We start from the raw sequence: 23,039 nt of genomic DNA on the forward strand, positions 1-23,039 counted from the left end.
GCCCGGCGCCCGGCACCCTGGCCCCGGCGCCGACCGGCGTCACGCCGAAAGGCGAGCAGAAGCTGCCCGAAGGTCAGCGTTTTCGCGGCCACAAGCCGAGCGGCAAGGAGAACACCTCCACGGCCGTGGCCAACAGCTACTTCTGGGCCAAGGAGAAGAACAAGCCGAAGAAGGGCAAAGGCGCGCCGACCGGGCTGCGGGTGCCGGAGGCGGTGGAGTGGTCGCAGGTCCGCTACGACGGGTACGCGTTCATCGCCGTCGACGTCGTGCCACCGAACCGGGCGGGTGGGGAGACGACGCTCACGGTGCGGACGCTGGCGGGCGCCCTGCCCGGCACGGGCAAGCCCTACACCGAGATCGACCGCATCACCCTCAGACGAACCTCGTCACCACTCATCGCCGGATAGTCGACGCCGAATCCACAGAGACGCGGATTGCCCGCCGGCCCCACCAGGGGCCGACGGGCTATCTCTTCAAGGCCCGTAACGTCCGACGCTGTGTCGAAGGCTCGGAAGAGGCTCGCCGCGGGAGCAGAATCGGGCCGGGCGGACGACGCCGGACGCCCTGCGCGTAGACGTCGTCAACCCATCCGAAAAAACCACCTAATGCTGCTCATAGATTGTTCTGGCCCAGAATTCGGTCTCCTCATGCCCGAGCAGGCGGTCGTCACCCACTTCGAGTGACTCCCAATGCAGATTTACTATGTTCAACGCCTCGGCAACGGGAATCTCAAAAATACGTGACATGTCGAGGACCACTTCGGTAACGAATTCCACCATCTCGTCACTGACGGGAAAGAAGAACTCGAAGCGATGAGGCATATCAACTGACCAGCTTCAGGGCAGCGGCCGCAGCTTTGCTATGGAAGGACCACTGCTGTCCCCAGAGTTTGGCCTTGGCACCCTTCTTGAACGGTCCAACATTGGTGACCATCGGACCCTCCACCCAATCATAGCCATGCATCGGATCCGACCCTGTCCGCTGGCCGCGAACAAATTTCTCATACTCAGGACCACCCGAATTGGGGAAAACTTTGCCCTTCGTTCCCACGAGATCTGACAATTTCACCTGGAACTGCATGACCTCGCCGTTTTTACCGTACCGGCCTCTCGCCCAACTTTCCGCTTGAGACCGGCTTGTCGTGGTGTAGAAGCCTTGGCCAAAGTCCTTGTCGGGATCAGCGTAGGTCGGATCGATGCCATTCTTGCGAATGTTCTCGGCGCCACCCTTAGTCGTTCCGTGATACAGGGTGATTACGTCATCGTCGTCACCGCAGTTGTGCACGAGGACCGGCTTGGTGCCGGCGAGCACATAGTACGTGTGGCATGTTCACGACCGGCACGGAGTGTGACCTACGACGGCATGTCGTTGACCTGGACTTTCATCGATCGGAACCGTGTCGGCCATCGGCTGAGGACCTGGTTGACGGCAACGGTGACGGCAACCCGGACAGACGCCAGCGCACGCCGCCGCACTTCGAAGGGCTCGGCAGGTCGCCCATGGGACGTCGTCGCCACCCTCCCCTCGAACACCGACCCAGGCCGCGAACGAGGGTCTACGGGCGGCGCGAGCGTACGAGGACCGCCCCTCCGGCCTCAAGGGCGCTACGCGTCGCCCTGCGACCGCCCTACGGGCGTCCCTTGACCCCGGAGACCACTACGGCCCCGTAGCCGCCGACACCACCGGGCAGGCACCTCACGGCACCCGCCCCGCCACCGCGCCACCCAGCCGCCATCAAGCCCGCCAGAGCACCGAGCACCGAGCACCGAGCACCGACACAGCGCAGCTACGGGAGCGAGCTGGTCCAAATTTGCTCTACATAATCAAGAGCGGCCCGGCCGAAGCCGGGCCGCGCGCACGCGCTCAAGGCCTACGGCCCCGCGCGCACGCCCACCTTGCCCGAGGCTCAATCCCAATCACCAAGCACGCGTTCTCCCCGCGAGATCTGGCTTCGACCCAGACATTGCAGTTCGTCTATTTGTGTCGCAAGGTGACGGCAACCGTGACGGCAACCCAGACGGGCAACCGCGCCCTTCTAGCCACAACTGGAGGGCCGCCGTCACCCAATGTAACGGCCTGCACTTGCCTGACCGCCTGAGCAAGGCACCGATTGCTGGTGGTCAACAGCCGTACCACCGATGTAGCAGATGCCTGACAACTGCGACTCACCCGCGCCGACAATGGCTCCATTACCCCAGCATTCGGTCTTCCTCAAAACCTAGGTCGTCTTCAATCTGAAGAGCGACGGCGGCATGCCACCGGATAGGTCCAGGCCAAGAAGGGCGCGTCAGCGTAAGCAAGTATCCATTTGCCTCATCTGTTTCAAGATCACTCAATGACAGGATGGCCTTCTGGCAAAGCCAATAAGCAGGGGCGTCCGATTCCGCCGATCGCTCCACGACTCTGAAAATACTGTCGGCGGCACCCGCTTCGCGAATCTCGCCCAGGATGTCCACCACATCCTCATTGTTGAGTTCGGCGATATCTGCGTCAAGGAGTTCGCGTAAGACATCGCCAAGCCCGAGCGGCCGAATTCGAGCGGCCAGATTGGCGAGCCGTTCCACTCTGGACCAGTTCTGAGCAGCGGCGGAGTCCCTGATCCAGCCGACGATGGAATCGGCCACGATCGGGAACTTGGTTTCTATTTCCGCAGCCCTCTCTGGCGTAATGAATCCCCCGAGCAAGGAATCCACCACGTCGACGACCGTTTCGCCCGACGGCATCACCAATCATCCATCCTTCGAAATCCCTTTATCATCGAGTTGAAGACGTCTACGGATCCCGGCCTGAGACCGAAGGTCTCCGACCCGCGCTCCATTTTGAGGTGAACAGCGTTGATATCTTGCCCGATTTCTTCTGGTTTCTTTCCTGCCGCGATCAGCGCGTCGCGCGTTCCGGGAGCCATCTCAAAGCGGACAAGAGCAGTGTACTTGTCGGCATTTCGGCCACCACGGCCTCCGACCCGACTCCGAAGTCCTTCGAGGTATGAGCGCGATTGCGTGACGAAGTTCTCGGTTCCCTTGACGGTAATCTCGCCGTTGGGCCCAAGCTGCTTGAACTCTTTCTCGCTCATGGCCCGGTAGAAGATCTCGGGGCAATCGTTGTTGTGTACGAGGACGGGTTTGGTGCCCGCGAGCACATAGTACGTGTGGGCGTATTCGCGATGGCTACGGTCGGGCAGCCATGTCTATAGCCGCGCTGAGCTGGAGTTTCACAGATCACGAGAGCATGTCGGCGGCGGTCGAAGGCCGCATTGACAGCAGTGCTGACAGCAACGGGGGCGTACGCCGACGGCGGTCTACCTACTTGGGCGGCAAGTCTGCGGCTTCCGTATCGCCACCGTGTCGGCGGCCGATCAGGTGTTCGACGGCGGTGATTCGGCGGTGTAGTCGGACGGAGCCTTCGTCGACGGCGGTGGTGTCGATGCGCTCTAGGGTGTCGCGGGCGGCGTCGATGTTGCCGGTGCGGGCGTGGCCTTCGGCGAGCCAGGTTTGGTAGAGGGCGGTTTCGCGGGCGTGGCTGTGGTCGTAGCCGGACAGCGCACGGCGTAGCAGGGGTTCGGCTGCGGCCGGGGTGCCGAGTTGGATGTGGCAGCGGGCGGCCATGACGTCGATCTCGTTGCGGTCGAGCCAGTACACCCATTCGGGTTCGGCGATGCCGGGTGAGCGCTGTTCGTAGGCGCCGTCAACCGCGTCGAGGGCGCGGCGGGTGGTGTCGGCGTCGTGGCAGCGGGCGGCAGCCCAGGCGAGGCGTTCCAGCAGCAGCGCGCGTACTACGGGGGTGGCGTCGTCCGCGGCGGTGCCGGCGGACCGGGCGATGAGTAGGCCGTCTTCGCGGCTCCCGATGTTGGTGATCTGGTAGGCGAGGCTGGACAACAGCTGGGCGCCGAGCGCGCGGTCGCCGGCGTCCTGGGCGGCGGTCACTCCGGAGAGGTAGAGCTGTTGGGCGTGGCGGTAGTGGCCGGCGTCGCTGGCGATCCACCCTCCGAGTTGGGACAGCTCGCCTACCGCGGTGAGAAGCCGGACGCCGAGCCGAGCCGGGTAGACGCCCTCACGGGCGAGCTGGGCGGCGTCGACGAGCTCGGCGCGCACCAGCGGTAGCAGGTGGCGGCTGCCGACGGTGTCGTCGAGGTGCCTCAACTCGATCACGCGGTCTTCCAGCGCGCGTACGGTGTCTGCGCCGATGCGTCGTCCGGCGTGGAGCCGTTCGGTCAGTGGTGGCTGGTTGAGGAGCCATTCGTGGGTGACGCGGACCGGGTCGAGTGGGACGCCGATGGGGACGCCGAGGACCTGTTCGTAGCGGTCGATGACGTCCGGGGTGGCGAGGCGGCGGCCGGTTTCGATGTGGCCGAGGTAGGGCTTGCTGAAGTGGGTGAGCGCGGCCATGGCGGCGAGGCTGTGGCCGGCGTTCAACCGGGCGGCGCGCAGTTGGGCGCCGAGGTCGTTGCCGGGTGTAGACGGCAGTAGACGGGGTTGGTCTTCCATGGCGATCCCTTGACCGGTGATGCTGGGTGCAGGCCCAGCGGGAACGAGTCAGAGCCGAACCGGCTGGAGCCGTCCGGGGAAGACCGTGGCCGTAGTTGCACAGGCCGCAAGGCCTTGGCGGGTACGGGAGGAACCCGGTCTTCCCCACCCTAGACCATCGATGTCCAGGGGTCCTACCGGCTGATGTGACAGGGCCGCTCCGCGCGTGTTGTGGCGGAGCGGCCCTGTTGCTGTCATGTCTCCTTTTCGCCTTCATCGGTGTCGTCGTCGGCGTTGAGTGCGTCGCCGATGGTCTCGATGGCGGTCCGTTGGGTGCGGAGCCGTACGTGGGAGTAAATGTCGGCGGTGGTGTGGATCTGGGCGTGGCCGAGCAGGTCCTTGATGGTGACCAGTTCGACGCCCTGTTCCAGCAGAAGGCTGGCGCAGGTGTGGCGGAGGTCGTGGAAGCGGATGTAGCGGACGTCGGCAAGCTCGCAAATCGTCTGGTGGTGGCGGTGCACGGTGGCCGGGTCGAGTGGTCCACCGACCGTGTTGGTGAACACGAGTCCTCGTTCGGTCCAGTCGTCGGCGGCAGCGCGGCGGTCGATGTCCTGACGGGTGCGGTAGCGGCGCAGCGCGGTGATGCAGTCGCGCGGGAGCACGATGCGCCGGGCGGAGCGGTGGGTCTTGACCGGCTGGAATGTTGCTCCGCCGCGGGTGCGGGCGAGGGTGCGCCGGACGTGGAGGTGTCCGGCGTCGAGGTCGATGTCGTCCCAACGCAGGCCGAGGAGTTCCCCACGGCGTAGCCCGGTGCGCAGGGCGAGTTCGAACAGTGGCCCGTGCCGGTGGTAGGCGGCAGCGAGCAGGTAGCGGCGCGATTCGCCGAGGGTGAAGGGTTGGAAGTCGCTGCGCGGTGTGGGCAGCCGCACGGCGGAGGCGACGTTGCGGCCGAGGATGTCTTCGCGGACGCCGTCGGCCAGGGCTGTGGACAGCACCGCCCGCACGTAGCGGACCGTGTTCGGGCTGACGTTCTTGGCGCAGCAGTTGCCGATGGCGCAGCAGCGTGGCCGCCGGGCCTTGACCCGATGCTCGGGGTCGCGTTTGGCGTCCCAGCCCCAGGCGCAGCACTGGCACACCTTCGGTAGCCGGTCGAGGAAGGTGCGCACGTCGCGGACCGTGAGCGTGGCCAGCCGCCGGTTGCCGAGGCCGGGGATGAGGAACCTCCGTATCAGCGTCTCGTAGGTGACGTATGTCGTCGCGCGGAGCCGATGCCGAGCGACCCCGGTCAACCACGCGGTCAGGTAGTCGTCGACGGTCAGATTCGGATCAGCCGCGACGACCAGGCCGCGGTTGGAGTCGGCGAGTTTCGTGGCGAGTTTGTCGGCTGCGTCGCGGCGGGTGGTGCCGTAGACGTAGATGCGTTTGCGGGTGCCGTCGGCGGCGAGGACGTAGCCAGCCCCGCACCAGCGGCCGTCGGCGCGCTGGAAGATGGTGCCTTCGCCGTTGGCCCTTCTGTTACCGGCCATCGTCGGCCTCCTTGCTCAGCGTGTCGAGGTAGGTGGCGAGTGCGGTTGCGGGGATGCGTCGGCAGCGGCCGATCCGTACCGAGTGGAGCCTCCGGGAACGGATGAGCTGGTAGACGGTGTGCCGGCCGATCTGGAGGCGGGCCATCACGTCGTCGACGGTGAACAGATCGACGCTCACACCGGCCACCGCCGATCCGTGTCCCTGCCGGTGTAGCGCCAGTCGCCGACGGCCAGCAACGGGGTATTGGCGAGCCCGAGGCGGGTGGCCTGGCCGCTGCGGTGCCAGGCGCGGCGTTCGGCGCGCAGCGCGGCGAAGGTGGTGGAGTAGGTCAGCGATTTACTGGCGAAGTGGCCGCGGAAGCCGAGCTGGTGCGCCCAGCGACGCAGCCGCAGCCCGGCGTATTCGGGTTGTCCGCCGAGCCGCCAGCAGGTGTCGACCAGGGCACGCACGTGCGGGCTCAAGCGGTCGAGGGCGGCAGCGGTACCCCGCCGTCGACCGGAGCCGGAACACGCGCGGCACAGGAGTCCACTGATCACGCCGTTGCCGTCGCAGGTGCGGCAGTGCAGCGGCCGGATGTCGATTCCGGCCTTCTCGGTCGCCTTGGTGGCGTACTTGGCGACATACCCGGCCACCGCGACGTCCGGCAGCCGCCCGCCCGCGCCGATGCGCCGGACGTCGATCTGCGTTCCCCAGCGCAACGTCCGTGCCGACACCCGTCGCGTGCTGGGTGTGGTGACCTGGACTGTGGTGGCGGCGCGCCGGATCGCTGTCTCCAGCCGTCGCACACTTGCCCAGTTCGGCGCGGGTGTACCAGGTCCGGCCGATCCGTCGAGGCGGACGATGGCGTGGGTGTGGACCACGCCACGGGCCTGAAACTCGGTGACTTTGGCGAACACCACCCGGACCTGCCGGGCCGCCGCCGTGCGAGTCAATCCTGCTGTGGCGGCGAGGTGACGGCGCACGTCGATGGTGAACCGCGCCCACAACTGCCCCGCGTAGGCGTTGAACAGCACCTGCCCGGCGTAGTCGTAGCCCGCCGGATCGAGAGCGGCACCGACTGCCGGGTCACCGGCCGGATGCCAGCGACCGCAGCCACGCCGCGGATGGCACCGACGCAGCGCGCCGCCGTGGCCGGGGCCGAGGTGGACCGGGCCGCATGACGGCGCGGTCAACGTGACGAAGAGTCGAGGATGGCCGGCGACCTCCGCCGGGGTGTTCTTGCCGCCGCGTAGCCCGGCGGCGAACAGGTGGAAGGCGTCCAGCCGATACAGCCCGGCACACGACGGGCATACCGCCGCCCGCCGATTCCGGCACCGCACCCCGACCCGTTGCCCTTCGGCATGGTCGAGGACACGGCCGGTGTCCGCCTCGATCAGCAGGCGACTACCAGCCATGAAAACCGGCCGAGTGCACGCCCCGGCACGGCGCTGTATCTCCGACGCGGCACCGATGCGGGTCAGCGCGCCGAAGTCGACAGGCGGTGTGACGGGTGCGACGATCGGACCGGCCTTCGACTTCTGGTTGGGGGTCTCAACAGGCGGTGGCAGCGATGTTGTTCTTGGCGGAATGGGCCGCTGCCGCCGTCGACGACGCTCAGGCCGAGGCATCCTGCACCACCTCCTCCCCCACCGGCAGCAGGGCGAGCGGATCGCGCACCAAATGCGACGTCTGGCAGGCGATCGCATCGGCGGTCGCGTCCGGCACGTACGGGCAGCGCACGAGGGTGAAGCCGGGCCGCCCCTCGGCGACCATCGACGCCACTCCGACGTAGGCCGGGTCCTGCAAGCGGCGTGGATGCTCGTCCGGCGCAGACGTGATGTCCGAGCCGAGCACTGCCGTGGCCGCTTCGCTGGTGCGTTGCGCGAACGACACCGCGACCTGGCAGTTGTCGCGGATCTTCGTCGGGATGGCGTCACCGGTCGCCTTCTGCGTCGCCAGGACGACCTGAATGCCGACGTTGCGGCCCTTGCGGATCAGTTCCTCCACCAGCCGCGCCGTCTCTCTCGCGAGAGCGTCGAGGCGTTTGGAGTCGGCGTCGTTGCCCTTGGTCTCGTTGAGGAACGTGTGGGCCTCATCGATCACCACCACGACCAGCGGCCACGCCTGCGACGGGCCGACGTGCCACACGTTCTTCACCCCCAGCACGGCACGAATGGACCGCTGCCGGACGATCAACAGCTCTCGGACCTGGGCGAGGTGGTCGCGGACCTGTTGCGGGTCGTCCTTGGCGTGCAGCCAGGCGCGGACGAACAGGTCGTCGTAGTCCGGGCCGCCCTTACCGTCGATCAGCACAAACTGCACCGCCGACGATCGAGCGAGCTGGCAGAACCGGGCGTTGATGAACGAGGTCTTGCCGTAGCCGGCCAGCCCGGCGACGACCACGCCGGAGACGCCGGAACTGCGGATGGACACCGGCTGCCCGTCGGCGTCGATACCGGCCAGCCACACCTCTGGACCGGCGGCGTCATCGTTGATCCAGGCCGCGTGCTGGGTGAGGGGATCGGTGAGCAGCGCCCGCAGCCGGACCAGACCGGGTCGCGGCTGCTCTACACGGACGTGACCGACGCGCCACGCGTCGGCGAGGTGACCGGCGGCGTTCTGGAACTCGTCGATGCCGAGACGGCCGATGGTCGCGGCGTCCACCCGCACACCCCACCGTTCCACCGTGACGGTGATCGGTGGCACCAACTCGCGGGTCACCACGGTCGTGGCCGGGCGCGAGGACCACCACGGCGGCCGGGATCGCTCGGTCTGCACCAACCCGACCCGGCAGGCGGTACGTTTCCACGTGTATTTGATCCGCCACGCCCGGCGCAGCACCGGACGCAACGAACGGGCGGTGGCCGCATAGCGCACCAGATGCGCTGTCAGCCAGATCAGAACAGCCAGCCCGGCAGCGGCGAGTACCACGGCCGGGACGGCCATCATCAGGTCGGGATCGGGTGGCCGGATCATCCAGGCTTCACCGCCGTCAACGACGCGGCCCGGAATATTTGCCAGGTCCGGCCGTTCTTCTCCCCCGACACGAACACCAACTGCGACGCGCGGACCATCTGACCCGCCGCCAACTCCTTGGGCACCGCCGGTTGCGGCACCGACACCCGCAACAACTGCGGCTGCCCACCCTCCACGGTCAGCGACACCGGCACCTCCACCAGCGGAGCGCCCGTGGCCCGGTCCGTCGCCACGATCCCGGCGGCCCGGTCCTTGTACTGCGGTGCGGGCGCGGCCAGAACCAGCAACGCCCGACTGCCATCGATCGGCAGTACCAACATGTCGAACTCCTTGAGACGAGCCCACCACACCACGACGGCATGGTTACTAGGCTCCCTAAGCTTCACGTGACAATCTGAGCGAAGTCAAGGGGTACCGATCGATGAATGTTGGGAAGCACGTGTAGCCCATACAGGACGAGATGGCTACGATCAGCACATGCCACACGACGCCGATGACAAACGCGCCCTGTTCCAACGGGTAGTCGACGACGTCGTGGACCAGATCCGCACCGGCACACTCAAGGCCGGCGACGCGCTGCCCACCGCACGCAAGATGGCCGATAACTACGGTGTCGCCTCGATGACGGCCCAGCGGGCGCTACGCGAGCTGCAACACCTCGGGCTCACCTACGCCGTCGTCGGCAAGGGCACCTTCGTGCACCCACTCGCCCGCGAACGCGCCGGCACCGACGGCAAACCCGTCCCCGACCACGGCGGCACTCCCGCCATGGCCGACGACCCCGACCTCAACCGGCGCGTCGCCGAGTTCCTGCTCCGCCAAAACGAGATCGCCGGACGCATCGTCGACGCCATGCTCGCCAAAGACCTGCACGCGATGAACGCCGCCACCCAGGAACTCGCGGACCTCAAGGCCGCCCACCACAGCCTCGACGACGACATCGCCAAATACGAGGCCAACGCCGGCATCGAACCCGCGACCACCGAGCCGCCCACCGAGGCGGCGAAGCCGCGCCGCACCCGCAAGCCGCGCCCGTAACGCCCAGCTCGCCAGGAGCCGCGATCACGCGAGCGCTCCGCGAACGGGTCGATTGGCTAAGAAAAGCCATACAGGATCAAGAAGCGGCCCGGCCGAAGCCGGGCCGCGCGCACGCGCTCAAGGCCTACGGCCACGCGCGCACGCCCGCCATCGAGCCAGCAGCCGATCGATCAACGGAAGCCCGCGGTGATCATAACGCCCGCACCGAACCACCAACCTGGGAGCAGGCCACCCGAATCAATCGATGCATGTAAATTTACTTGATCGACTGACATCAGCCGTGACAGCAACCGAGATGCACAACCACGACTCCACGGCCTACAGTCAATAACTCCCGCCACAAAACCATTGGCAAGTCCGAGAGCTAAGCCGAAATACTTTCAGCTGCCCGGTTCCAGACTCACACCTCGGATCGTCGGACGAATCAACGTTTGAATGACTTCGCCATGTCTTCTCTATTCCGGCCGCACCAGGATCGGCAGCATTCCAGATTAGCTCAAAGAACTCGGCCGGCATTTCGTCGATACTAAGGTCATCACGCACAAAAAATTGGAGAAGTTCGGCAATCGCTCAACACTGAGCGGAAAGGAATCGTTCGCGCAATCAGCCTCGACTTTGCAATTCCCCCGGAATATGATCATCCGGAAATCAGATCGTCACCAATTCCAAAATGACCTACATACGAAGAGATGAAGTTCCAAGTGCACGATCGAGCAGGATCTTGCTGGCGATCAGCCTCCGCAGCATAAGAACGCAAGGCCGAAAGGGCCGACTCTTGGTGGCCAAGAAGGGCTGCGACGATGGCTAAGTGTCCATTAAGAGCCTGATACCTGGACTGATCGCTCTCTAAACGCAAAAAAATGTCGGCGGCGCTGCTCAAGGTCGACAGGAAGCGCAACCCGGCACCAAGCAGGTCCGAGACCATGACCTCTGCGACGCGTGCAACGTCGGATTCTTCGTGAAGTCTCCAGCGGTGCGGAACAGCGACTCCCTGCCCTTCCCATCGAACGAGGTCGGCAAGTCCCTGGCCGACCGAACAGACGCCGAAGGATACTTCAGGCTCCGGGGGCAGACCCTGAAACTTCACATAAAGCCGGCTCGTCTCTGGATGACGAGCACCTACAGCGGGTGAAAACGAAACCGGCCCGTCTCCTGATGCGTTCAAACCAAATTGCCAGAACACGTCACCCACGCCGTGCGAATATCGCGGCTCGCGGGCAACAGGATCCAGCCGCCAGCCCTCTGCCGAGAGTCGCTGCGTCAGCTCAGACTGAAGCAATGAACCTAACAATGCGGACATAGTTTGCTGCTCTTTCCAAAGTTCGAGACGGTGAATTTGGCCCCGTGACTGAAACCGTATTGGGATAGCTTATCCGTCGATAAGGTCAGCCCGCCATGTACAAGATCGTAATATCCGGTAACCTGATCTATGCCCATCTTGGACACCACATCAGGTCCCGCGAGGCGGCCAGAGGCACCGCCTCCGCTGGTCTTGGTCTCTATGGCAATCCAGTTCCCAGCTGGATCCTTCGCGATGAAGTCCGCCCTGAATGGGTTTCCGTTCCTGTCCGTGAACGTGACCTCATCGGTGATATGAGTGTATCCACCGGCCTCCAAATCAGCACGAGTCTCATCCTCTCCGTAGGCACCGTGCCGCAGTTTGTTAACCGAATACATGACCGGGCATGCATCATATGGCAGACCGTTGTTGTTGTTGTGAACTAGTACCGGCGTTGCACCGGCGATCACATAGTACGTGTGGATGTCCGCGACGGTGAGGTCGCGCATGACCGCCGCGCCGGCGAAGTTGCGGACGCCGGTGACGTACTGGATCTCGCCGTCCGGGCCAACCAGCGTCGACTTACCCGGCACTAGGTCCGCGGCGTCGACCCACTTCTCCGTCGTCGCGTCCCAGAAGGGATGGTGCGCCGTCGTCTTGAGGACCGTCCCATCGGTGGGTCCTCGAGTGCTACGACCACCCTTGCCCTCGACCTCGGTCTCGGTCCCCGTGACGGCGTCGGCCGGCTTCGCCGAGACCGTGACGTCGGTCAGGTCCAGGTCGCGGTTGGAGTGCAGCAGCGTGACCTCACGTGGGCTGATCTCGCCGGTGGCCGGGTCCTTGGTCAGGACCGAGTCACCGATGTTGACCTCGGAGATCGGCCGTGTCGTGCCATCGGCCATGAGCACCAGCGTCGACGGATCGAAGCTGTGCGTCTCATCCTTCTCCTGCGGCTGCGGGATCGGGCAGGACTCCCCGCCGGTCTCGTTGCCGCCGCCGTCCGAATCGTTGTCGTCATCGTCCTCCTGGCGCGACGACGACTGCTTCTTCTTGCTCTTGCTGGGCTCGGACTTGTTCGCGGACTTCGGCTTCGTCTTCTGGGGCTTGCTCTTGTTCGGCTTGTCCTGCTTCTTCGGAGCCTTCTCCGGCTTCGGCTTCTTCGCAGGCTTCGACGGCGCCGGCTTCTTCTCCGGCTTCGGCTTCGGCTTGGGCTTCTTCTTGGCCGGCGGCTTCGGCTTCTTCTTCGGCGGCTTCGGCTTCTTCGGGACCTTGTTCATCAGGTCGCCGAGCTTCTTGCGGGCCGCATTCACCAGGTCCTGCGCCCGGCGCATCACCGTGCGCGCACCTTCGACGATGCGCTTCCACATGCGGTAACCCGAGAACGCCCGCTCAGCGGACTTGAAGAGTGTTCTGCCGATCTTCAGCGCTTTGATCGGGCCGACAGCGCTCAACGCCAGGTCGACACAGTCCATGATGCTGCCGCCCAGACAACCGACCACCGAGTTGTAGCCGATCATGTCGAGCAGCATCCCGACACCGACCTGCAGCAGGATGTCGAGCAGGCTGGTGTTGCTCTCGCGCAGCGCCCGGACGTACTCGGCCTCCTGGGCGACGATGTCCGCGCCGACCGCCTTGATGCCGCGTTCGCGGACCTCCATGGCGGTGTTGTAGACCTGGAGGGCGGCCTGGTACTTCTGCACCTCGCAGGCGTAGTCGTACTTGCCGCACTTGCCGCCGACGCCCTCACCGCTCGGGTCGGTGTTGGTCATCGGGTTGCCCTCGGCGTAGGCGAACCTGTTCGCCGCCCCAGTGCCCGAGGTCGGGTCGTTGTTCGCAGTGTCGCGGGTGTCGAACGCGCCGGTCTCCGGGTCGTACCAGCGCGACAGCATGTTGACCTTGCCGGTGCCCTGGTCGGTCCACTCCTGCTGGTAGCCGAGCTTGCCGATCATGCCGCCGCTCGCCAGGATCTTGCCCCACGGGTCGTAGGACACCGAACCGGACAACGTGGCGCCGGTGGCGCTGAACTCGCCGACCACATCGGTGTGCAGGTCGGTCCAGGCGTACCGCTGATTGCTGCCGGATGCGACACCGACCAGGTCGTCGCCGACATCCCGGACGTAGACGGTGCTGCCGTCGGCCGCGACGTCGTTGCCGAGGCCGGTGTAGGTCAGATTCGGCAGGATCAGCCGGCCCAGACCATCGTAAGAGTAGGTGGAGGTCCCACCGTTCTTCGTCCCCTGCGAGATGACCTGGTTGAAGGCATCGGTGACGGTCTTGGTCTCCACCCCGTTCGTGACGGTGGAGGTCAGGGTCCCGCGCGGTGAGTACTGGTAGGCGGTGCCGGTGGAATTCTCCCGGGTGAGCTGGTTGCGCTCGTCGTATTCGAAGGTCTTGCTTCCGGCCTGGACCCGGTTGCCGGACTTGTCGTAGGCGTAGATCGTCGGGGTGACGCCGTTGTCCCACTGGGTGAGCCGGTTCGCCCAGTCGTACTTGTAGGTGTTGGTCGACGACCCGTTGAAGCCGGTCGTCGTCTTGCTGGTCATGTTGCCGTCGAGATCGAACCCGTAGGCGATCTTCCCGACGGTGGCGCCCGCGGGGGTCTTGACCTCGTCGGATTCCAGCTGGCCGTACTTGTTGTAGGTGAACGATCTCGTGTTACCGCTGTAGGCGATGTGCTCCACCCGGGACATCGAGTCGTAGCTGTAACCCATGTGCACACCGGCGGTGTCGTTGTCGACCCTTGACGGGCGACCCGTGGCAGGGTCGTACGTATAGGTCGTCGTTCCCGCGCCGTCGGTGCGGCTGGTCAGTGCGCCGTCCGGGTTGTAGGTGTAGGTCGAGTTGCCGGAGATCCCGTCGATCTTCGTGACCAGGCCGCGGTCGTCGTACTCGACGGTGTTCTTCCCTGCGGCGCCGGTGAACGAGGTCACCCGCCCGGTCAGGTCGTAGGTGAAGGAACGATCCTTCGTCTCGACCTGAGCACCGCTGCCCTGGCTCTTGGTCAGGCGGCCCATCACGTCGTACTCCGACGTCGTGCTCACCCCGCCCGGTGAATCCAGGCGGACCGCCCGGCCGGCGGCGTCGTAGGTCATCGTGAAGGTTCGGTCGGGTGCGCCCGGGGTGCTGGCGGTGGCCGGCTCGATCTGCTTCTCCGGCAGACCCCATGAGTTGTACGTCGTGACGAACCGGTTGTTACGGCCGTCGGTGAAGCGGGTCTGCCGGCCGCCCTCGTCGTAGCCGAACGTCGACTCGATCGCGTCGGACGCGCTGATCGGCTCACGCTGCTTGATCAGCTGTCCGACCTCGTCGTACTCGAAGGTCGTCTCGTGCTTGCTGCCCGGCAGATCGGTGTTCGCGGCGACCGCCGGGTTGAACGCGTTGCTCTGGGCCAGCACGTTGCCGGTGATGTCGTACCGCTGGGTCTGGGTGCTCAGCAGCTCACCGGTGACGGCCGCGTACTTGGAGGAGGCGACCGTCCGGCCGAGCATGTCGTAGGTGCCCGTGGTGTAGCTGCCGTCCGGCGCGGTCACCTTGACCGGACGTCCGGCACCGTCGTACTTCGTTCTGGTCACGCCACGCGCGGCGTCGGTCACCACGGTCTGCTCGCCGACGCTGTTGTATTTCAGGCTGGTGACCAGCCCCCCGGCCGACTTCACACTCGTCGGCCACGGGCTGTCATCGTATTTGTACTCGGTGGTATAGCCCGTACCCGCCTGCCGGACCGCCTCGGTCGCGGTGATCGTGCGGCCCAGGTAGTCGGTGGTGGAGGTGGCCTGCGCACCGTTGGGGTCGGTGTGCGAGATCAGTTCACCGTTGTCGTCGTACCGGTACCGGGTCGGATGCCCGTCCGGGGTGACGATCTTGGTGGTGCGGCCGAGCTGATCGTAGGTGTAGCGGGTGACGGCTTCCAGCTGGTCGGTGCTGGAGGTGACCTGACCGACATTGTTGTACTCGGCGGTGATCTTCGGCCGCAGGACCGTTTTCCCGTCGGGCATCGTGTACGCCGGCAGCTGCTGCTCCACCAGCTGGCCGACGCCGTCGTACCGATTGATCGAGACGTTGCCGTGGGGATCCTGCTGCTCGGTGACCTCGCCGAAGGTGTTGAACCCGGTGAGGGTGATCGCGTGCATCCGCTTCGCGGCGTCCTCACCGGTGACCGCGGTGATCTCGGGACTGGTGGTCTGCACGGCGCGACCCACCGCGTCATTCGCGACGTAGGTGATCTCCCCCTTCGGGTCGGTCACCGAGGTGACCGACCCGTCGCTGTCCAGGCTGAAGCTGGTCCGGTTGACCGCGGTGCCGGACGCCGGGAGCGCACCGCTCTGCAGCTGGGCGATCTCCGCCGCGGACAACGCTTTCTGGTACGCCTGCACGTCGTCGATCTGACCGGCGAAGATTCCGCTGGTCTCGTCCTGCCCACCGACGAGCAGGCCGGTCGCCTGGTTGTTGAACTGCTTGGTTGTTGACAGGGCCGCCTTGACCGCGCCGTTCACATACAGCTGGGCGGTGTTGGTGGCGCCCACCGCGGCGTTCGGCGTGACCGTGACCGCCAGGTGCGTCCACTCTCCGGTGGTCGCCGATCCGTCGGTGTAGGTGCTGGCACTGCTCGGCCAGCTGGTCTCGCCGTTGGCGTCACGTACCGCCATGGCCAGACGCCACGACGACGTATCTTTCTCGAAGTAGACCTTCAGCGCGGAGCTGCCGATGTCGCCGGGCAAGGACGCGACATACCGGTCGGCCTCCTTGTTGTCCAGCTTTACCCAGGCGCTCAGGGTGTACGGCTGCAGCGTGTCCACCGGAGCCTGCCCGGAGATCGTGCCGGACTTGCCACCGGCGAAGGCAGCCGCACCTCCACGCTCATCGGACCAAGTGACGCCGGTAGCCAGGGTTCCGCGGTTGTTGGCGGCCGCGTCGGCAGTCGTGGTCCCGGACTTCTCGTCCAGCTTCCACCGCAGGTTCGGGGTGACGCCCGCGGAGTTGTAACCGGTCTGCTGCCGGACCCGGCCGGCCCGGTCGTACGTGCTGGCAGCCGAGGTGATCACATTCGTGCCGTCGCTGAGCGTCGTGCTCAGCAGCTCGTCCTCGGCCGAGTACGTGTACGTCGTCGTGCGCTTGGTGGTGCTCTCGCCCTCCTCCGTCACTTCGAGGGTCGCGGACGTGTTGCGGCCCAGGGCGTCGTACGCCCGGGTCGTCTTCGTACGGCCGTTGTTGGTGATCTGCGTGACGACGTTGCCCGCGAGGTCGTACGTATTGCTCTCCAGCACAAACGACTGCTTGGTGCAGCCCGACATCTTCTTCGGGTCGCAGCCGTTGGTGCGCGTCACCGACACCAGCAGGTTGTTGTCGGTGTACTCGAACTCGTTGACCCAACCCATGGCATCGGTCTCGGACGCCAGCCGACCGGCCGGGTCGTACGACAGCTGCCGGACCTTGAGATCACGTGCCGCGGAGGGCGAGTCAGGGTCGCCGGTGAAGTTCTTGACGACAGTCGACACCTCGTTGCCGAGCGCGTCGTAGTTGGTGATGACCGTGGAGCCGTCGGCGTGCGTCTGCCGGTTCACCTGACCGTAGGAGTCGTACCCGATCTCAGTCTTGTTCCCGAGCTCATCGGTCTCCGAGGTCCGCCGGCCATGGCTGTCATAGCCATACTTCACCGTCCGCGATGCGTCACCACCGGTCGCATCCGACACTGTCTCGGCGGTCAACTGCCCGTCGATGTTGTACGACAGGGTCGTCACCGGTGTATGCACCGCGCCGGTCACCGCGTTGGTGATCGCCGCGTCCTCCACCGTGACCACCCGGTCCAGGCCGTCGTGGGTGTACTTCACTTTCGCCGCGGGCGCGCCCTTGACGACATCGATCTCGGCGACCGTACGGCCGAGGCCGTCGTACTCGTACCGCGTGACCTCGCCGGCCGGATCGGTCGTCTCCGCGACGTCACCGTTCGCGTAGTACAGGATCGTCTGCATACCACCGCCGGGCTTGACCACCCGCCACGGCAGACCCGCCGGAGCCGTCCCGCCCTGGAAACCACCGCGCGTGGTGCCATCGGTGTAGGTGATCGTCGTGCGGCGACCCAGCGGGTCGGTCTCGCTGACCCGATTGCCCTGGTCGTCGTACTCGTACTTGGTCAGGTACGTGTTGTCACTGGCCGAGGACGAACCGGCGCCGCGCAGCTCGATCAACCTGTCGTTGCGGATGTTCGGCGCCGGCTTGGCCGTCGTGGCGTCCGGGTAATACAGCGAGTACGAGGTCGAGCAGTTCTTCTCCGACCTATCCTGACAGGTCGTGACCGTCACGACGTTGCCGCGTACGTCGTACTCGTTGATGGTCATGTTGCCGTTGGGGTCGGTGACCGTGCGCAGGTTGCCCTTGCCGCTGTAGCCGAACCGCGTCGTGTTACCCAGCGCGTCGATCTCCGCGGCCTTGCGGCCGTACGTCAGATCGTTGATCGTCGTGGTCTTCGCCGGCTGCCCGGTCGTCGGATCGTTCGGCCCGGTGACGACGTAGTTGATCTGACCCGACGGTGCCGCCTTGACCGCGTCGCGGGCCTTGAACTGGTACTGCGCCTGGGTCGCGTCGATCTCGGAGGCGTAGAACGCGACCTCGCCGAGGGTGCCCTTGAAGTAGCTGGTGGTGTCCGGATCCAATTGGAAGAAGCTGCCGCTCCGGCCGATCCGGCCGTCGGCACCATCGACGTATCCGGTGCCGAGGGTGTACGCCGCCGACGCGTCGGGGGTCATGCGGGCGGGGCCGGTCGACGACTGGGCCTTGGCGCCGTCGACGTACAGCGTCTGGGTGAGGCCGTTGGTGGTCAGGACCGCGTGGTGCCATTTGCCGTCGTTGACCGCTGCCTTGCTTTCCAGCGACGGGGACCACATCTGCGGAGGGCTCGCGTTGCAGGTCCAAAGCTGCAGGCCAGTGCCGTCCTTGGTGGATCCCTGCGGGTTGTCCAGACACACGTCGGTGAAGCCGTTGCGCAAGCCACCGGCGCTCGGCGACCAGGTCTGCGACGCGAGGCCCTCGCAACCCGCGAGCACCACCTTCGTACCGCTGGTCGTCGCACTGCCCGACGCCGTCATGCACTTGCCGAGGGCCTTGATGTAGACCGATTCGTTGCTCGTCGATGCCGGCACCAGCGTCCAGTTCTGCGGGGCGGAGCCGTTGCAGGTGAAAAGCTGGATCGGTGTCCCGTTCGTGGTGCCGCCATGGTCGACGTCGACACACTTGCCAGGGACACCGATCGCGTTGATCGGGCCTGTGGGTGTCGTCGTGGCTGACAGCGCGCGCAGCTTGCCGTCGGAGCCGACCCACATCGTCGGGGCGTCAAGCGAGCTGGTGTCCCTCTTGCCCACGAGAACGTCGCTGGTGCTCGTCGTGTTGAACCATATCGAGACCGAGCTGTTCCCGGCCGGTGCCACATCTGAGGGCAGGGTGACGTACGAGCTGGTGCCGTTGAACACGGCCGCTTTGCCGTGTTCGGCGCCGAAGGGGCTGTCGGCTGCGCCGAGGCCGACTGTGTTGTAGGTCGCGGTACCGCCGTTGACCTGGTTGACCGCCTGGGTCACCCCGGACTCGGCCATCCGCCAGTAGTTGGTCGGCGCACCACCGAGCACGGCGCTTTCGTAGATCTTGGTCGAGCCGGCAAGGGCAGGCTTCTCCGGCGTCCAGGTCTCGCCGTTGCCGTCCACCACCTTGCTGACCCGGCTGGTGATCGGGTCGTAGGAGACCTCCGCGGTGGCGTTGCCGGAGGGTCGGGCCACCTTCGTCAGCAGGTTGACCGGGTTGCGGGTGCCGTACAGGTCGGCTGCCAGTTGGCCTTCGACGGGGGTGTCGAACAGGGCCACGTCGGCGATGGTGCCGGTGAAGTAGTCCCGGGTGCCGGTGTTGCCGTAGGCGCCGTTGTGCGACTGGTTGGGCCAGCCGCCGCCGAGGAAGCCCTTGCCGATGAACGCGGAGGCCGGGGTCATGTCCTGCACGCTCACACCGGTCTCGAACGCGACGGACTTGCCGTCGAGGTAGAGGTCCTGCCGGTTACCGGAGGCGGACAGCACCACGTGGTGCCAGGCGTTGTCGTTCACCTTGACCGGCGAGGCCGCACCGTTGACCGTGGCGGTCGCCGCCATCGGGGTGTGGACGCGGGGCAGGAACAGCTGGTCGCTGGGCCGGGTCCTGCCGCACGCCCAGATGTGCATCATGGCGCCGCTCTGCGTGCCGTCGCCGATCGAGTCCATGCACAGGCCGGAGGATTCGTTGACGATCTGACCGTCGGTCTGCACGTCCCACCGCTGGCTGCCCGCCGTGGAGGCACAGCTGTTGATGAGCAGGTCCGCGCCGTTGATGCCCTCCTGGTCCTGGATGTCCACGCACTTGACCACGCCGCCGGTGGTGACCTGCAATTGCCGGCTGGTGGTCCAGGTGAACATCTGGTTCGCGGTGTTGCCGCACTTCATCAGTTGCAGGCGGGTGCCGTTCGTCGAGACATCGCCCGGCACGGTGATGCACTGCCCCTGGCCGACGGCGGTCAGGGTGCCGAGCGAGGACCCCAGTCTCGGGGCCTTGGCGAAGCCGCCCATCAGCTGGCCGTCGGAGCCGAGGTACAGCGTCGGGTTGTACGCACGGTTGGTGGTCGTCGCGGTCGAGGCCGCCGGTTCCAGCGACTGGCTGTACAGCACGCCGTCGCCGCCGCCGGTGGGCGCCTTGAACCACATGCTGATCGCCTGGTTCGCGCCGTCGGCGGCGAGATTCGCCGGGATCTGCAGCTGCGAGGAGGAACCGTCGAACCCGGCAGCGGTCGAGGTCGTACCGGACAGCGGGCCGGGCTGGCCCAGGGCCACCCCGCTGTAGTTGCCGACGTCGGCGCCGGCGTTCTCCAGCATCGAACTGGTCGCCTTGGTACCGGTGCTCTCGTTCAGCCGCCAGTACGAATGCGGCCGCGCGTTGACCATCGCGGACGGATACAGCGAACCGGTGGCGTTGTACTGGTACGTGTGGCAGTCACCCGAGCTCGTCGGCGGACACACCTTCGTCAGCGCGTCTCCGGCGTACTCATACGTCCAGGTGCTCACCGTGCTCGCATCGCCCGGCGTGGCCGCGTCGGTGGAGACCGAGCCGACGTGTTTGAGAGATGTTCCCGTCCAGGACAGGGTCAGGGCCCGTCCGGACGCCGAGGTGATCCTGGTGAGCCGGCCGTCGGTGTAGGTGAACGTCTGCGTGCGCCCGGACACGTCCTTGATCGAGGCCACCGGGAATTCCGGCGAACCTGCCAGGAGCTGTTTGAACTCGTAGGTGGTGCCGTCCTTTTCGGTCAGCCGGTAGACACGCTTGCCGTCGACCGACGCTTCGGTGAACGTGGCAGCCTGGCCGGCCGGTGACATGTAACTGCCGTCGTTGTTACGGCCGAAGGCCAGTTCACGGCCGGTCGGGTAGGTCACCACGACGGTGTTGAGCCGCTGCGCGCCGTTCGTGGTGACAGGCTTCTCGGTGGCCTTGACGTCGGTGATGCTGGACCAGCCCGCGCCGAAGCCCTGCCCGATACGCGGGTCGCTGCTGTTGTACTGCCGGCTGATCTCCAGCGGCGGCCCGATGGTGTTGACCATCGCGTCTCGTGCGGCGGTCGTGTAGTTACCGATCACCGGGTCGAACCCCTGACCGGCATTCTGCGACAACGCCGACGTGATCGACGGCTGCGGAACCGGCGTCGTCAGCAGATTCTTGACCAGGTATTGGCCATTGTCGGTCAGACCGTCGCCGACCTGGACCGTCCAGTAATAGGAGTCGTTCCAGGTGAACGTGCCCGCCGGCACCGTCCAGGACTTCTTCGTCTGCCACCCCGAGGTGGCCAGCTGGGTCTTCTGATCCGCGTCGTAGACGAAGAAGTTGTACTGCAGCGTCTTGGGCCAGTTGTCCGGGTCGACCGCGTCCGCGACCAACTCCGGCGTCAACGTCGCCGCACTAGCCCCATACGCCGGGTACTGCGCGTTGACCTGCGGCTCGGTGTTGAAGTCGTAGGTCACCTCCAGCCGCGGGTCGGTCTCGTAGCCGCCGTAGTAGGCCGAGGTGAACCGCTTGAACGCCGTCGAGTCGCTCTCCGAGGCGGTCAGCGCCAGACCGAAGTTGCCCATCGTGCCGGTCGACCAGCCGTTGAACGTCTGCGTCGGCAGCGACACCGACCGCATCGCGCCCTTGCCCCGGTCACTGCCGGAGTTGCCGCATGCCGGGTTGTTGTCGCCGATCACCCACTCGGCGATCGGGGCCGAGTAGCTGGGCCCGGATTCGAGAACGCCCTTCTTCGCCACGATATCGGCGATGCTCCAGTTGCTGGTGACGCGCCGGACGTAGACCGGCTTGTGATCGCCACAGTTGTACGACCAGGTGTGGAACATGAACAGCTTGGCCGACTTGATCTGCGTGCCGACCATGCCGTCGTTGTCGAAGCTGCCGAACCGTATGAACGACCGGGAGATGGTGGTGCCACCGTCCCAGGTACCGACCGGCAGGTTGTCGCCGTGGTTGTGCCCGGTGGTCGCCGAACTGTTGTCGGTGAACACATCACCGGTATCGTCCGTTTCGATGCTCGGGTCGATCCGCACCGGGTACTGCCGCGCCGGGTCGTTGAGCCACGCCGCGTCCGCCGTCACCTTCAGCGCCGGCCCACCGTCAACGGTGATCAGCTTGTACTCGACCGCGCTGGACTCAGCCGGCGCGCCCGACTGCGGGTCCACCTTCGAGTCCTGCATGAAGCCCGGCGGAATCCACATGGCGACCTTGCCGTCCGCGGCCACCAGGCCCACCGAGCCGTCGCTCTGCTTCTTCGCCGTCAGGCCCTGCAACTTGAGCGGGAACACCCACTCATTACCGGCCGCCGGCGACTCCAGGATCAGCGTCTCCTTGGCACCAGTGTTGGTGGCCCGCACCTCCAGGTCGGTTCCCGGCAGGATGTCGCGGTACGTCGCGGACGAGCCGTCCACCTCCGCGGGCACCGCGGCGGCACCGGCCAGGTCGTACGCCATGGAGTAACCCGACGCTGTCGTAACCTTCGCCAGCGCATCATCAGCCGACTCGACACGCGTGCCCTGCGACGCAGCCGCGGAAGGCGCAGCCGCGGAAGGTGCGACCGAAGCAGCTCTGGAGGCAGACGCAGACGGGGAAGCGGACGCAGACGGCGAGGCCGACGGCGCGGCGGCGTTCGCTGCCTTACGTGCGGCGGACGGGGTGGTGTCGGCGCCGGCCGCGCCCAGCGAGACGTCGATCGAGTTCGCGCCGGCCTCCAGCCGGTCACCCTGCTTGGTCAGGTTCGTATCGATCGGCTGGTACGAGCCGTCCGAGGCCTTGAAGTTGGTCCGCTCCCCGGAGAACACCCGGGTGAACGAACCGTCCTCGTTCTCGTACTCGTCATAGTTCGCCGCCGACCGCTTGGGCAGCCGCTTGCTGGTCCGCTTGTCGAAGCTGTTCTCGTCACCGGGCTTCTTCGGCGTGACACCGGCCTTCTGCACCGGCTTGTCCGGCTGCTCCGGGTCGACGATGCCCTTGCCGCGGCCGGGCGCCGAACCCACGCCACCGTTGGCCTGCGTTTTACCGGTCGGCACGTAGTGGTCGACGTCGCTTGTCGCGTGGCCGCGCTCCTGCTTGGGCAGTCCGGCGACCGCTGCCAGCGCCGGCGTCTGCCGCAGGGCAGAGAGCAGACCCGAGATCGGCCACCCGCCATGCTCGGGAACGACGTCCGGTGGCACGCCTGCCGACAGACCCAAGGCAAGCGCAGTGATGACAGCTATCCG

The 23,039-nt window shown here is 66.0% G+C and carries 13 protein-coding genes and 1 pseudogene; 2 read left to right on the forward strand and 12 right to left on the reverse strand.

Translation table 11 applies throughout. The features are described from left to right. A pseudogene (locus Acy02nite_RS00005) lies at window positions 1-407 on the forward strand (phosphoesterase); the annotation flags it as partial. Window positions 408-602: 195 nt separating this feature from the next. Here the strand turns inward: Acy02nite_RS00005 and Acy02nite_RS00010 are convergent. The 10 genes from Acy02nite_RS00010 to Acy02nite_RS00055 form a co-directional block, all read right to left on the reverse strand. Next, entirely contained in the window at window positions 603-821 is a 219-nt protein-coding gene (locus Acy02nite_RS00010) for a hypothetical protein (RefSeq protein WP_203737199.1), read from the reverse strand. A gap of 1 nt (window position 822) precedes the next feature. Then, window positions 823-1,311 carry a DUF3990 domain-containing protein gene (locus tag Acy02nite_RS00015; protein ID WP_203737201.1) on the reverse strand — a complete coding sequence of 163 codons (489 nt, stop codon included), beginning with the start codon at window positions 1,309-1,311 and terminating at the stop codon, window positions 823-825. A gap of 878 nt (window positions 1,312-2,189) precedes the next feature. After that, window positions 2,190-2,729, reverse strand: a complete 540-nt coding sequence (locus tag Acy02nite_RS00020) for a hypothetical protein (RefSeq protein ID WP_203737203.1) — start codon at window positions 2,727-2,729, stop codon at window positions 2,190-2,192. Continuing rightward, a complete protein-coding gene (locus tag Acy02nite_RS00025; RefSeq protein ID WP_239173978.1) occupies window positions 2,723-3,073 on the reverse strand; it encodes a hypothetical protein in 351 nt (116 codons plus the stop codon). Before Acy02nite_RS00025 ends, Acy02nite_RS00020 begins: the two co-directional genes overlap by 7 nt. Before the next feature lie 229 nt (window positions 3,074-3,302). Continuing rightward, a complete protein-coding gene (locus Acy02nite_RS00030; protein WP_203737205.1) occupies window positions 3,303-4,484 on the reverse strand; it encodes a helix-turn-helix domain-containing protein in 1,182 nt (393 codons plus the stop codon). Between the two features lie 233 nt (window positions 4,485-4,717). After that, window positions 4,718-5,989 carry a tyrosine-type recombinase/integrase gene (locus Acy02nite_RS00035; protein ID WP_203737207.1) on the reverse strand — a complete coding sequence of 424 codons (1,272 nt, stop codon included), beginning with the start codon at window positions 5,987-5,989 and terminating at the stop codon, window positions 4,718-4,720. Next, window positions 5,979-6,167 carry a helix-turn-helix domain-containing protein gene (locus Acy02nite_RS00040; protein ID WP_203737209.1) on the reverse strand — a complete coding sequence of 63 codons (189 nt, stop codon included), beginning with the start codon at window positions 6,165-6,167 and terminating at the stop codon, window positions 5,979-5,981. Before Acy02nite_RS00040 ends, Acy02nite_RS00035 begins: the two co-directional genes overlap by 11 nt. After that, window positions 6,164-7,489: a replication initiator gene (locus Acy02nite_RS00045; protein WP_203737548.1), complete on the reverse strand. Its 1,326-nt coding sequence runs from the start codon at window positions 7,487-7,489 to the stop codon at window positions 6,164-6,166. Before Acy02nite_RS00045 ends, Acy02nite_RS00040 begins: the two co-directional genes overlap by 4 nt. 94 nt (window positions 7,490-7,583) lie before the next feature. Beyond that, window positions 7,584-8,915 (reverse strand): FtsK/SpoIIIE domain-containing protein, encoded by a 1,332-nt coding sequence (locus Acy02nite_RS00050; protein ID WP_203737550.1) that lies wholly within the window; start codon window positions 8,913-8,915, stop codon window positions 7,584-7,586. A 26-nt stretch (window positions 8,916-8,941) separates the two neighbouring features. Then, window positions 8,942-9,265, reverse strand: a complete 324-nt coding sequence (locus Acy02nite_RS00055; protein ID WP_203737210.1) for a hypothetical protein — start codon at window positions 9,263-9,265, stop codon at window positions 8,942-8,944. Between the two features lie 157 nt (window positions 9,266-9,422). On the opposite strand from Acy02nite_RS00055, the gene Acy02nite_RS00060 reads away from it, so the two are divergent. After that, a complete protein-coding gene (locus Acy02nite_RS00060; protein WP_203737212.1) occupies window positions 9,423-9,983 on the forward strand; it encodes a GntR family transcriptional regulator in 561 nt (186 codons plus the stop codon). A gap of 637 nt (window positions 9,984-10,620) precedes the next feature. Here Acy02nite_RS00060 and Acy02nite_RS00065 read toward each other — a convergent pair. After that, the gene (locus Acy02nite_RS00065; protein ID WP_203737215.1) at window positions 10,621-11,283 is read right to left on the reverse strand and encodes a hypothetical protein; all 663 of its coding nucleotides are present in this window, start codon (window positions 11,281-11,283) and stop codon (window positions 10,621-10,623) included. Further along, on the reverse strand, window positions 11,268-23,012 hold the full coding sequence (locus Acy02nite_RS00070; RefSeq protein ID WP_203737217.1) for a LamG-like jellyroll fold domain-containing protein: 11,745 nt from the start codon (window positions 23,010-23,012) through the stop codon (window positions 11,268-11,270). Before Acy02nite_RS00070 ends, Acy02nite_RS00065 begins: the two co-directional genes overlap by 16 nt. Window positions 23,013-23,039 lie beyond the last annotated feature (27 nt).

It is taken from the genome of Actinoplanes cyaneus, from assembly GCF_016862095.1.
Classification (GTDB): domain Bacteria; phylum Actinomycetota; class Actinomycetes; order Mycobacteriales; family Micromonosporaceae; genus Actinoplanes; species Actinoplanes cyaneus.